This window comes from Candidatus Pantoea edessiphila, from assembly GCF_002933315.1.
Taxonomy (GTDB): Bacteria; Pseudomonadota; Gammaproteobacteria; order Enterobacterales; family Enterobacteriaceae; genus Pantoea_C.
This window is the reverse complement of record NZ_PDKT01000001.1, coordinates 288,257-301,618: the sequence shown is the minus strand read 5'-3', so window position 1 is coordinate 301,618 and position 13,362 is coordinate 288,257. Positions and strand designations below refer to the sequence as shown.

At 26.6% G+C, this 13,362-nt stretch carries 10 protein-coding genes and 3 tRNA genes; 5 read left to right on the top strand and 8 right to left on the bottom strand.

The window, feature by feature from the left end:
• Positions 1–43 precede the first annotated feature (43 nt).
• From crr to cysK, 4 genes are all read right to left on the bottom strand, one after another.
• The gene (gene crr / locus CRV12_RS01400) at positions 44–550 is read right to left on the bottom strand and encodes a PTS glucose transporter subunit IIA (RefSeq protein ID WP_136130857.1); all 507 of its coding nucleotides are present in this window, start codon (positions 548–550) and stop codon (positions 44–46) included.
• A gap of 28 nt (positions 551–578) precedes the next feature.
• The gene (ptsI, locus tag CRV12_RS01395) at positions 579–2,306 is read right to left on the bottom strand and encodes a phosphoenolpyruvate-protein phosphotransferase PtsI (protein WP_136130856.1); all 1,728 of its coding nucleotides are present in this window, start codon (positions 2,304–2,306) and stop codon (positions 579–581) included.
• A gap of 153 nt (positions 2,307–2,459) precedes the next feature.
• Positions 2,460–2,717, bottom strand: a complete 258-nt coding sequence (locus CRV12_RS01390; protein WP_136130855.1) for an HPr family phosphocarrier protein — start codon at positions 2,715–2,717, stop codon at positions 2,460–2,462.
• 186 nt (positions 2,718–2,903) lie between these two features.
• A complete protein-coding gene (gene cysK / locus CRV12_RS01385) occupies positions 2,904–3,875 on the bottom strand; it encodes a cysteine synthase A (RefSeq protein ID WP_136130854.1) in 972 nt (323 codons plus the stop codon).
• A gap of 524 nt (positions 3,876–4,399) precedes the next feature.
• Here cysK and ligA point away from each other — a divergent pair.
• Positions 4,400–6,418, top strand: a complete 2,019-nt coding sequence (gene ligA, locus CRV12_RS01380) for an NAD-dependent DNA ligase LigA (RefSeq protein ID WP_136130853.1) — start codon at positions 4,400–4,402, stop codon at positions 6,416–6,418.
• An 18-nt stretch (positions 6,419–6,436) separates the two neighbouring features.
• Here ligA and CRV12_RS01375 read toward each other — a convergent pair whose 3' ends face one another.
• From CRV12_RS01375 to CRV12_RS01365, 3 genes are all read right to left on the bottom strand, one after another.
• Positions 6,437–7,414 (bottom strand): bile acid:sodium symporter family protein, encoded by a 978-nt coding sequence (locus CRV12_RS01375; RefSeq protein WP_241973755.1) that lies wholly within the window; start codon positions 7,412–7,414, stop codon positions 6,437–6,439.
• A gap of 275 nt (positions 7,415–7,689) precedes the next feature.
• Positions 7,690–7,762: transfer RNA gene (locus CRV12_RS01370), tRNA-Lys, on the bottom strand.
• A 52-nt stretch (positions 7,763–7,814) separates the two neighbouring features.
• Positions 7,815–7,887: transfer RNA gene (locus CRV12_RS01365), tRNA-Val, on the bottom strand.
• 213 nt (positions 7,888–8,100) lie between these two features.
• Here CRV12_RS01365 and gltX point away from each other — a divergent pair.
• Both gltX and CRV12_RS01355 read left to right on the top strand, forming a co-directional pair.
• Positions 8,101–9,498 (top strand): glutamate--tRNA ligase, encoded by a 1,398-nt coding sequence (gltX, locus tag CRV12_RS01360; protein ID WP_136130852.1) that lies wholly within the window; start codon positions 8,101–8,103, stop codon positions 9,496–9,498.
• A 570-nt stretch (positions 9,499–10,068) separates the two neighbouring features.
• Positions 10,069–11,325: an Nramp family divalent metal transporter gene (locus CRV12_RS01355; RefSeq protein WP_136130851.1), complete on the top strand. Its 1,257-nt coding sequence runs from the start codon at positions 10,069–10,071 to the stop codon at positions 11,323–11,325.
• 151 nt (positions 11,326–11,476) lie between these two features.
• On the opposite strand, the gene CRV12_RS01350 is transcribed toward CRV12_RS01355, so the two are convergent.
• Positions 11,477–11,548: transfer RNA gene (locus tag CRV12_RS01350), tRNA-Arg, on the bottom strand.
• A gap of 146 nt (positions 11,549–11,694) precedes the next feature.
• Here CRV12_RS01350 and sixA point away from each other — a divergent pair.
• Together sixA and prmB are read left to right on the top strand one after the other, a co-directional pair.
• Positions 11,695–12,171 carry a phosphohistidine phosphatase SixA gene (sixA, locus tag CRV12_RS01345; RefSeq protein WP_136130850.1) on the top strand — a complete coding sequence of 159 codons (477 nt, stop codon included), beginning with the start codon at positions 11,695–11,697 and terminating at the stop codon, positions 12,169–12,171.
• Between the two features lie 253 nt (positions 12,172–12,424).
• Complete coding sequence (prmB, locus tag CRV12_RS01340; RefSeq protein ID WP_136130849.1) at positions 12,425–13,357, top strand: 50S ribosomal protein L3 N(5)-glutamine methyltransferase; 933 nt, start codon at positions 12,425–12,427, stop codon at positions 13,355–13,357.
• Positions 13,358–13,362 lie beyond the last annotated feature (5 nt).

Sequence of the window (13,362 nt, the reverse complement as noted above, 5' to 3'; positions counted from 1 at the left end):
ATCGTTATAGTATTTAGTTGGTCATAGTTATCGTCTTTTGTGTTTATTTATTCATACTAATGCGAATTATTGTAGTTTCGCCTATCATAGCTTTTCCAGATAATTTGATTAGTTCTTTAATTTTATCAATATTAGATATTACTATAGGTGTAATTGTAGATTTTACCTTTTTTTCTAATAAAAATAAATCAAATTCAATAATAACATCTCCGATTGTAACTATTTGACCTTCTTTAGCTATTCTTTTAAAACCTTCACCTTTTAATTCAACCGTATCAATACCAAAATGTACAAATAACTCAATTCCATCATCAGATATAATTGAAAAAGCGTGATTAGTTTCGAAAATTTTACCTATTTTCCCATTAACTGGGGCAACAATCTTATTTCCATTAGGTTTAATTGCTATGCCATCACCCACAATTTTTTCGGCAAATACTACATCTGGCACATCTTCAATATTGATAATATCACCAGATAAAGGAGCAATAATATTAATTATTTTTTCTGTATCTATTGTCTCACCAAAAAGTTTAGAGAACAAACCCATGATTTTCTCCTAAGTGGCAATATACTAATTAGTATATTATTTTTTCTTGATTAAAATTATTAATTAAATTCATCAAATCTTCAGCTGTAGGTTGAAGTAAAGCTTTTTGTGCTAACAATTTTACATCTTTAAAATTAACACCACGGATAATTTTTTTAATTTTAGGAATATCAGTTGCACTCATACTAAATTCATCTAATCCCATTCCTAATAATAATAAAGTAGCACGTTCGTCAGATGCAAGTTCACCGCACATACCAGTCCATTTACCTTCTTTATGAGATGCGTCAATAACTTGTTTTATCAAAGTAATTACAGAAGGAGTCATTGGATTATATAAATGTGAAATCAAATTATTACCACGATCAACAGCTAATGTATATTGTGTTAAATCGTTTGTACCAATACTAAAAAAATCAACTTCTTTTGCTAAATGATGTGAAATAACCGTAGAAGCAGGAGTTTCAATCATTATACCAATCTCAATTGAATCATCAAAATTTTTTCCTTCTTTACTTAAAATCACCTTTATATTTTCAATTTCTAATTTTAAAATACGTACTTCTTCAACAGATATAATCATTGGAAACATTATTCGTAGTTTGCCAAAAAAAGAGGCACGTAAAATAGCGCGCAATTGGGAATATAATATTTCTTTACGGTCCATTGCAATGCGAATTGCACGCCATCCAAGAAAAGGGTTTTCTTCTTTTGGTAAATTCATATATGGTAACGATTTATCTCCTCCAATATCCATAGTACGAACTATAACTGATTTTGATTGCATAGCTTCTGCAATAGATTTATATTCTTGAAACTGTTCTTCTTCAGTCGGTAAAGTATTACGATCCATGAACAAAAATTCAGTACGATATAATCCAATACCTGCTGCACCATTCGGTTCAACATGCATTAAATCTCTAAATGTACCTATATTAGCACATAATTTAACTTTATGGCCATCCAATGTTACGGCCGGTAAATGTTTTAATTTTTTTAATTCGTTTTTTTTATTAATGTATTGTAATTGAATTTTCTTAACTTTTTTTATTATTATTTCATCTGGATTGATATATATATTATTATTCAATCCATCAATAATTATTAAATCTCCATTTTTAATATTTGAAGTAGCGTTTTTAGTTCCAACAATAGCTGGAATTTCAAGAGAACGGGCCATTATTGAAGTATGAGAAGTCATACTGCCTAAATCAGTAATAAATCCTAATATCATATTTAAGTTTAATTGTGCAGTTTCTGAGGGAGTTAAATCTTTAGCTACCAAAATAGATTTGTCTGTTATCTCATGTATATAATTGATATTTAATCCTAAAATATTTTGTAATAGACGTTTACCTATATCTTTCATATCAATTATGCGTTCTTTTAGGTATTGATCTTCTAATTGTTCTAGTGCTTCTATTTGATTATCAATAACTAATTTTGCAGCAGAGCCTGCACTTAAGTGATATTTTTTAATAAAATTAATTATTTCTTTTTCAAGTTCTTCATCTTTTAATATCATTATATGTCCTTCGAATATTGCTGCTTTGTTCGAACCGAAAGACTTATGAGTTTTAACCATGATATGTTCTAGTTGTTTTTCTGTTTTTTTTCGACTTTGCAAAAAAACTTGAATTTCTTTTTGTACTTGATCGTCAGATATTTTTTTTTGATTAATAATTGTATTTTCTTCTTTTAATAATACAGCTTTACCAAAAGCAATACCTGGTGAAACTACAATACCTGAAATCATAATCCTGCCTTATCTATCACGAGGTTTTTTAAATTACCAGCTATTTTAACATCGCAAGGACACTTTAAAGTAAATCTTATTAACAAAAATTTACCTATTATTAAAATATTAATTTTTTTGATAAGTAAAAAATGATTTTAAATTATAGAAAAATTATTTTAGTTCATTTAATAATTTAATTAGAGATTCGACTGCTATTTTTTCATCTACGCCTTCTGCAGAAATAGTAATTATAGTACCATAAGATAATCCTAGAGTTTGTAACTTAAACAAACTTTTTGCATTTGCTGATTTACCTTTAGATGTAATTATTATTTCAGATTGAAAAGTTTTAGCTTCTTTTACAAATTGAGCTGCAGGTCTAGTGTGTAAACCATTTAATAAATTAATAGTAACCTCTTGTTGGAACATTACAATTTCCTAACTGTATAATATTTCAGTAAATTAAATTGGTAATTTTATCTTAAGAAGATTAAGATTGCTGGTTTTTTATATTTATTTTAACTATTTTTCACTATCTAAAAATGTTTATATAAAGATGTTTATAATAATTCATTCATTTTAATTACAAGCATAATATATTTTTGTGAGTAATTTTTACTGCATTACTTCTTTTTCGGTGAACAACCCGGAAAACAAATCAGTGCTTAAATATCTTTCACCAGAAGAAGGAAGTACAACAACAATATTTTTATTGGCAAAAATTTTTTCTTCTTGTAACTTAATCGCAGCAACTACAGCAGCACCAGAAGAAATTCCAGCTAGAATACCTTCTTCTTCCATTAGCTTACGAGACATTGTAATAGATTCATCATTAGAAACAGTAACAACACGATCAATAACATTTAAATCAAGATTTTCTGGAATAAAACCAGCGCCAATCCCTTGAATTTTGTGTGTACCAGGTATAATAGGTTTACCAGATAGAAATTGTGTGATTACTGGTGAATTAATGGGTTCTACTGCAACAGATACTAAATCTTTTTTACCTTTAATATTCTTTATATATCGACTTACACCAGTCAAGGTACCACCAGTGCCAACACCAGAAACAAAAACATCTATTTCACCATTAGTATCATTCCAAATTTCAGGACCAGTAGTTTTTTCATGAATTTCAGGATTAGCAGGATTACTAAATTGTTGTAATAAAAGGTATTTATCTGGGTTACTAGCAACAATATCTTCGGCTCTGCTAATTGCGCCTTTCATGCCCTGTATACCTTCTGTTAATTCAAGATGTGCTCCTAATGCTTTAAGTAATTTACGCCTTTCAACAGACATAGTTTCAGGCATGGTTAAAGTTAGTTTATATCCTCTAGCGGCAGATACATAAGCTAAAGCTATACCTGTATTACCACTTGTTGGCTCCACTAATTCTTTATTAGATTTTAAAATTCCACGTTTTTCTGCATCCCATACCATATTAGCTCCTATTCGACATTTTACGCTAAAACTTGGGTTTCGTGATTCTATTTTAACAAATATAGAATTATTTCCAATGCGATTTAATCGAACTAATGGCGTATTTCCAATAGTAAAAGAATTATCTTTGTAGATTTTATTCATCTTATATTTTTAACCAAAAGAAATAGTAAATGAATTAAGCATGTAAGCATACATTTTCTATCATTATGATAAAGGAAAAAAAATGTATATATATATGTTATGTAGTAATAAAACCACATCATAAATCATATCATTTTAATTATAAAAATAAAATTAAAAATTAGAATTAAAGAAATCAAACATAATTTATTAAAATTTTATTTAATCAATAATTATATGCTTATAAAAATATCTCATTAAATAATATCAAATTTAAAATATTTTTATTATTTTAAATTTGATATTTTTAATTTTTTATAAAAATAAATAAAAATTTAAAAAAACTAATTTTAATTTATGTAGTTGCTAACCATTTTTACTATTTATAAAATTATTTGTTTATTTATCAATGATTTTTTATACCATTAAAACAATTAATTTAATATTAAATGTTCTTTTATAAGTTATCTTGATTAAATAATATATTTTTAATAATATTATTAATTGAATACACTCTATTTCTTATCCAAAAATAATAAATCATTATGAAATCAATACTGAAAAAAATTTTCAATCTTAGAAAAGCTCTACGTTATCATGAATATTTATATTATGTAAAAGATTCACCAGAAATACCAGATATAGAATATGACAATATGATGATTCAACTACAAAAGCTAGAACAAACTTACTTAAAAGAAAATACACCAGATTCTCCAACTCAAAAGATCGGCGGAATAGTAGAAAATATATTCAGTACAGTACAACATAATACACCAATGCTTTCATTAGACAATGTTTTTAATAAAAAAAGTTTTTTGCTATTTGATAAACGAATTAAAAAAAGACTAAAAAATAATAATGACATAAAATATTGCTGTGAATTAAAAATTGATGGGTTAGCAGTTAATTTAATATATAAAAATAGTTTATTAACTAGTGCTGCAACTAGAGGTAATGGCATTACTGGCGAAAATATAATTCAAAATATATTAACAATTAAATCTATTCCTGTAAAACTTCAAGGTAAAAATATTCCTATGTTCTTAGAGGTAAGAGGCGAGGTTTTTATGAATAAAATAGATTTTGAGAAAATCAATAAAAAAGCTAAAATGAATCACGAAAAAATATTCGCAAATCCTAGGAATGCAGCTGCAGGATCCTTAAGACAACTAAATCCATATATTACAGCTAGTCGTCCTTTAAATTTTCTTTGCCATGGTTTGGGTTTAGTAAAAGGAGGAGAATTATCATCAAGTCATATACTATGTTTAAGACAGATAAAAGAATGGGGTATACCAATTAGTGATCATATTCAAATTGCTTTTAATACTCATGAAGTATTAAAATTTTATCAAAGAATAAAAAATATTCGATATAATATAGGTTTTGAAATAGATGGTATAGTGATCAAAGCAGATTCAAAAGAAATTAGAGAAAGTTTAGGATTTATTAGCAAAGCTCCACGCTGGGCAGTAGCATTTAAGTTTCCAGCACAGGAAAAAATCACTTCTGTTAAAGAAGTAAAATTTCAGGTAGGAAGAACAGGAGTAGTTACACCAGTTGCATTACTTAAATCAGTTATAATAGGTGGAGTAACTATAAAAAGTGCTACTTTACATAATATTAACGAAATAAATCGTCTTGGATTACATATAGGTGATAAAGTTGTGGTGCGTAGAGCTGGAGATGTTATTCCACAAATTATTAATGTAATTTTATCTAATAGATCTAAAAACTCAAAAAAAGTAATATTCCCTAAATATTGTCCAATTTGTGGTTCTTTTATAGAAAAAATGAAAAATGAAGTCACTGCAAGATGTACAGGTGGATTAATATGTAATGCTCAACTCAAGAACTCAATTAAGCATTTTATTTCTAGTAGTGCTATGAATATACAAGGTATAGGTAATAAGTTAGTTGATAAATTAGTAAAAAAAGGATATGTTAAAAATGTAGTTGATTTGTTTTTACTTAAAAAACAAGATATAATACATATTGATCGATTAGGATTAAAATCAATTAATAATATATTCAATGCACTAGAGACCGCTAAATATACTAGTTTATCACGTTTTATTTATGCACTTGGTATTAGAGAAGTTGGTGAAGTCACTTCTATTAATTTAGCCAATCATTTTGTTACTTTAGAAAATTTAATGAATGCAAATTTTAGCACATTAATTAATGTAAAAAATATTGGTTTTAAAACAGCTGAACACATAATAAATTTTATTAAAGAAGAAAGTAATCGAAAAATAATAAATCAACTTATCTGTGAGATAGGTATTCACTGGCCACCCATTAAATTAAAAGATATCCAACAAATTAATTCTATTAATGGAAAGATATTTGTCTTTTCAGGTTTATTTATAAATATAAAACGTAACGAAATAAAATCAAAATTAATTAAATTAGGGGCAATGATTAAAAATAACGTATCCAAAAAAACTAATTTTTTGATTTGTAATAAATCAACTGGTAATAAATTTATTAAAGCAAAAAAAATAGGTATTACAATAATAAATGAAAAACAAATAGTTGATATGATAGATAATAGTTAAAAATTATTTTTTAGTAATTTATTTGTTTTTTTCATTAAACGATTTGTAACATTGTGCAATATATGAACAGACCATCAATTGTACCTGATGAAATATCATTAAAGGCAGTATAATTATTCCTATTGAACTTATAGGAAATAATATATTAGCCATAGGAATACCGCTTGCTAAGCTTTTTTTTGATCCACAAAATAGTAATACAATTTCATCTTTACGATCAAATTTAAGTAGACGTGCAACAAAATAATTAATAATCAATACAAAAAATAACAATATTAAACAACTAATTAAAACCCAAAGAAGTGTATAAATACTTACCTTATTCCATATTCCATTAGAAACAGCTTCGCTAAAAGCAGAGTACACTACTAGCAAAATTGATATTTGATCAACTTGAGTAATTAAATTTTGATTGCTATCAATCCATGTATTTATCCATCGACGTGATATATGACCTGCTATAAAAGGTAGCAGCAGTTGCAATATTATTTTAATTACTTGTCTTATTTCATTATCTATGTGTAATGTATCACTATGTATACCTAATATTAAATTAACTATTAAAGGAGAAATAAATATTCCTAATAAACTAGAAGCAGAAGCACTACATATAGATGCAGCAACATTACCTCCGGCTATTGATGTAAGAGCTATTGCTGATTGTACTGTTGCTGGCATGCTACATAAATATAAAAAGCCATTATCAATTTCTTGATTTAATGTTATTAGATGTAAATATACTATACTTAGCCCCAATAATGGGAAAATTATAAAAGTACTAAATATTATCCATAAATGCAGTTGCCAATTACTACTTCCTATGATAATTTTTTTACGAGATAATTTAGCACCGTGCATGAAAAACAGTAAAGAAATAGCTGTAATTGTTAAATATTTAAATAAATCGATAAAACCATCTTTTAATGGAATGAAAGAAGCCAATATTACAGTAATTATTATTTTAATTAGCATAGAATCAAAGTTTAAAAGTTTCATGATTATTATATTTTAAAAATAAATACTATTGATAAAGAAAATATTAAAAGTTTACTTTATTTGTAAAAAAATAGATCTCTAAATATTTAATAATATTAGATATAGATCTTTATTTAAAAATAGTTATATAAATTAAGATATTTGTTTGTTATTAATACTAAAAAACAAAATGTTTTATTTATAAACATTCTATTTATACTGATGGAAAGAGATTAATTAGAAAAGGAATAAATTAAAATATGATATATTTGAATATTACATTGAGAATCTAATTTTGGGTCGTGCAGGATTTGAACCTGCGACCAATTGATTAAAAGTCAACTGCTCTACCGACTGAGCTAACGACCCAATACCATAAGAAACAAAAAAATTCTAAAATACTTTTTTAATTTATAAATTATGGGTAATGACGGACTCGAACCGCCGACCCCCTCCTTGTAAGGGAGGTGCTCTACCAACTGAGCTAATCACCCAAAATTAGTAATTTTTGTATAATTAATTTTGAGTTATATTTAAATATGGATTTGATTCCACATTAAATTTTTCACACAGATATAATATAATGTTTTTTTTCTAAACACAAGTTTTTTCATCAAAAAATTTATTTTTATGTTTTTTATAATTCAGATACAATGAAGCTTTTATTTAAATATTTTAAGAAAATATTAAACTAGGATTTTTATTTAATGAAAATAAAAACTCGTTTTGCACCAAGTCCAACCGGTCATTTACATATTGGTAGCGTTCGTACTGCTCTTTATTCTTGGTTGTTTGCTCGCCATAATAAAGGTGCTTTTGTATTAAGAATAGAAGATACTGATGTAGAACGTTCTACACAAGAATCTATTAATATGATTATGGATAGTATGGCATGGTTAAACATAAATTGGGATGAGGGGCCATATTATCAAACTAAAAGATTTGATCGTTACAATGAAATTATCAATAATATGATAACGTATGGTACTGCATATAAATGTTTTTGTTCTAAAGAACGTCTAGAATATTTACGTAAAGTTCAGATCAAAGCTGGAAAAAAACCTAGATATGATGGATATTGTAAGCAGAATAAAATATCAGGTACTATACCTCATGTAATAAGATTTTGCAATCCGCAAGAAGGAGACGTAACTTTTAAAGATCAAATCAGAGGAAACATTACATTTAATAATAAAGAATTAGATGATTTGATTATTCGTCGTACTGATGGTTCTCCTACATATAATTTCTGTGTAGCAATCGATGATTGGGATATGGGTATTACTCATGTTATTAGAGGTGAAGATCATATCAACAATACTCCAAGACAAATTAATATACTAAAATCTATTGGTGCACCTATACCCACTTATGCACATATATCTATGATATTTGGTTCTGATGGTAAAAAACTATCTAAACGTCATGGAGCATTAGGAATGCTACAATATCGAAATGAAGGGTATTTACCAGAAGCTATACTTAATTATTTAATAAGACTTGGTTGGTCTCATAATAATAAAGAAATATTTAGTCTTTCTGAAATGATTGATCTATTTACTTTAAATAAAGTTAATAGATCTCCTAGTTTATTTAATATTGATAAACTTAAATGGATTAATCACAGATACATTAATCAACTACCAGCAAAATATATAGCAAAACATTTATATCAACATATTAAAAACCAAAACATTAATATTCAATCAGGTCCTCCATTGACAAAAGTTATTGAATTATTTAGTAAAAGCTGTAAGACTTTAAAAGAAATAGCATATTCTTGCCGATACTTTTATGAAGATTCTTTTACAATTGATAATAAATATCTAAATTTTACGCATTATCAATTACTAGAGGATATCAAAAATAAATTAATGTTAACTGCTAATTGGAATATTGAAAATATTAATCAAGTATTATTAAGTACTGCTGATGAATTTAAGGTAAATAAAAAAATAGTATATATGTCTTTACGTATAGCTATTACTGGGCATGATGGTTCTCCAACACTTACTCATGTAATAGAAGCAATAGGTTTAAATAAAACTATATTTCGTATAGAAAAAGCTATGAATTTTATTAAAAACAAAAAAAATAATATCTAATTAGTTTTTACAATCATTGAATATTTGATAAATATATAAATATAATACATAATTTTAACTAGTAGTAATAGTATTATTTCGTAGTTTTTATGAAATATAAAAAACTAATATTTAATTAAAATTAGTATTTTGTAAATGAAAATAATGTGATCAATTTTTGAATTGACATTATGTCTATTGATCATAATATAAGTAAAACTATAACTACAATAAGAAAATTCATTGTATATTACACAATTAGCCAGCAATTTAATTTTACTTAAATTCCAGTGAATTTTCATTACTAATTTTTATATATAATATTTTATACTATACTTACTACGATGTTTTGCAGTATAGAATATAAATAACATCTAATTTCAATATGTAAAAAACGCTTGACATTATTTATTTAGCTTTTAACTTTTAGTAATTGCTAATTAGTAGTATTTTTTTGTGTATTTTAGTCTAAGTATTTTTATTTTTAATGAAAATTTATAGCAATTGCTAATATTTATAGTTTTTAGCATAAAAATAGATTAATTATCAATAGTATAAAATATTAACAAATGTTCAGATAGGATACTGAATATGTTTGAAATGAATGTAATTGAAAACCTTATCAAAGGAGCAAAAAAAGTTAAATTAGCTTTATTAGGACCAGCTTTTATTGCTGCAATAGGCTATATTGATCCAGGTAATTTTATAACTAATATTCAGGCTGGTACTGCTTACGGTTATAAATTGCTATGGGTCATAGTGTGGGCAAATATTATGGCAATGATCATTCAATTAATGTCTGCTAAATTGGGAATTGTAACAGGTAAAAATCTAGCTGAGCACATTAGAGATCGATTTCCACGTTCAATCGTATGGTTTTATTGGATTCAGGCTGAAATAATTGCTATAGCAACAGATCTAGCAGAATTCTTAGGAGCTTCACTAGGATTTAAGTTATTGTTAGATATTTCTCTTCTACAAGGAGCAGTATTAACCGGAATAGCTACCTTTCTAATTTTACTACTTCAAAACTATGGTCAAAAATCCATTGAAATAGTAGTTGGTGCTTTATTAATTTTCGTAGCTGCAGCATATGCTATTGAATTGTTTTTCTCAAAACCCAAAGTTAATGAATTAATCGTTGGAATTGCTTTACCTGTTTTACCTAATCTTGAAACAGTATTTTTAGCAGCTGCCATATTAGGTGCAACTATTATGCCGCATGTAATATATTTGCATTCCGCTTTAACTCAATTCAGTGATGGTAAAAGTAGTATTAGTGAACGTTATTCTACTGCTAAATTAGATGTAATAATTGCTATGACTATTGCTGGTTTTGTAAATTTATCTATGATGGCAACTGCAGCTGCCGTATTTCATTTTGGTGGATATACTGGTATTACTAAATTAGATCAAGCTTATCTGACTTTAAAACCAATTTTAGGACAGGCTGCTGCCACTATTTTCAGTTTAAGTTTAGTAGCAGCAGGCTTATCATCTACAGTGGTTGGTACGATGGCAGGTCAAGTTGTAATGCAAGGTTTTGTTCATTTTAAAATACCATTATGGGTTAGAAGAGTAATAACAATGCTCCCATCTTTTATTGTTATTTGGATAGGTTGGGATGTAGCAAGTATTTTAGTACTCAGTCAAGTAGTGTTGAGTTTTGGAATAGCATTAGCATTAGTACCATTAATTTCCTTCACAGGAAATAGAGAAATAATGGGTGATAAAATGGTTAATTCATACTTTTTACAAAACACAGCTAAATTGATTACTTTAATTGTTGTTGTATTAAATGTTTATCTTATAGTGGGAGAACTTATGGGTAGTGTACCTCCATTGTAAAAAATGGATATTTAATTTTGTTTTAAATTGTGCTATAAACTAAATCATTTACTAATTACAAGAAGTTAAGTATAGATATTCGTTTTTTTAATAAAATTTTTAATTAATAAGAAATAATTGAAGTTAATACTAAAATATTAACATCTTTTGATGTCCCCTACAGGAATTGAACCTGTAATTAACCCTTAGGAGGGGTTAGTTATATCCGTTTAACTAAGGGGACTTCAGTTTCAATTAAGCAGTTTTTTTTAATTAATATTAAAACTTATAATAAATAAAAGTTATATATTAATTATATGAAATTAATACAATAATAAATTATATCTAATTAATCTATAATTTAATTACGATAACAATCAGGTTATTTTTATGAAATTCTTTATAATGCGTCATGGTAATTCAGATATGGAATCACAAGATGATGCAACTAGATCCTTAACAATATCTGGAATTAAGGAATCACGTAAAATTGCACATTGGTTAATAAATCATAGAATTCATATTGAACAAATATTAGTTAGTCCTTATAAAAGATCATTACATACCTTATTAACTATGAAAGATATTTTAAATATCAAAAAATATAACGTCTTAGATAATTTAGTACCAAATGGCGATCATACATTATTCTATCAATATCTGAAAAAGATGGCAACTTATGAAGTAAAATCAGTATTACTGATATCTCATTTACCTTTTATATGCAATCTATTTAAGGTTGTTTGTCCTAAAGAAAAATTAATTACATTTGCAACTGCTTCTGTTGCTTGTATAGAGTATTATATCATTAAAAATGAATGTCAATTTTTATGGTATAAAAGTCCATCTGTTATAAAATGTACATAAAAATATCACAATTAGCATTAAATAATATTGATTAATTTAAACTAAAAAGTTTCTATTGTTTGCTTAATATATCAATGATACTGTAATATATCATATCTATTTTAAAAATATAATTTCTTTATTTTTAGAATAAGTTAATGTATGTAATTTTTAATAATGATGATAAACAAATTAATTTGTTTTTTTCAGTTATATTCTCATTGTTATATTTATAACTTATTTGCTAGGCTTAAAATCCTGAAAAGGAGTTTAAATGGATCAGATATTTGCTGAAGAAGCATTAAACGAGCTTCATACCATTCAAGATATGCTTCGTTGGGCAGTTAGTCGTTTTTTAGCAGCTAAAATTTGTTATGGACATGGTGCTAATAATCCGTGGGATGAAGCAGTTCAATTAATTTTACCTTCGATTTTTTTACCAATAGATATACATGAAGAAATTCGCAATGCACGCCTAACTACTAGTGAACGTAATAGAATTATTAAGTTTGTAATTCGTCGTGTTAATGATTGTATTCCATCCGCTTATCTTACTAATAAATCCTGGTTTTGTGGTTATGAATTTTATATTGATAATCGTGTAGTAATCCCTCGTTCACCAATTGGTGAACTAATAGCAAATAATTTCATAGGATTAATAAAAGATGCACCAGGTTATATGCTTGATATGTGTACTGGTAGTGGTTGTATAGCAATATCTTGCGCTTATATTTTTCCATTAGCTAAAATTGATGCAGTTGATATTTCTAATGAAGCATTAGCTGTTGCTAAAAAAAATATTCAAGAACATAATTTAATCCAAAAAGTAAGTTTAATTCAATCTAATTTATTTCGTCAGTTGCCTAATGTTAAATATGATTTAATTATTGCAAATCCACCATATGTTAGCGTAGGAGAAATAGCTGAGTTACCTAATGAATATCACTATGAACCTGAAATAGGATTAGCAGCCGGTAGCGACGGCTTAAAAATCATACGTCGTATTTTAGCTAGTGCTCCAAATTACCTTAGTGATAATGGCATTCTTATTTGTGAAGTGGGTAATAATGTTTTTCAAATGAATGAGCAATACCCAGATGTGCCTTTTACTTGGTTAAAATTTGATAATGGTGGTGATGGAGTTTTTATGATAACGCGTAAACAATTAATTAGTATACAACACCATTTTTCGTTTTATATAGACTAAAATTA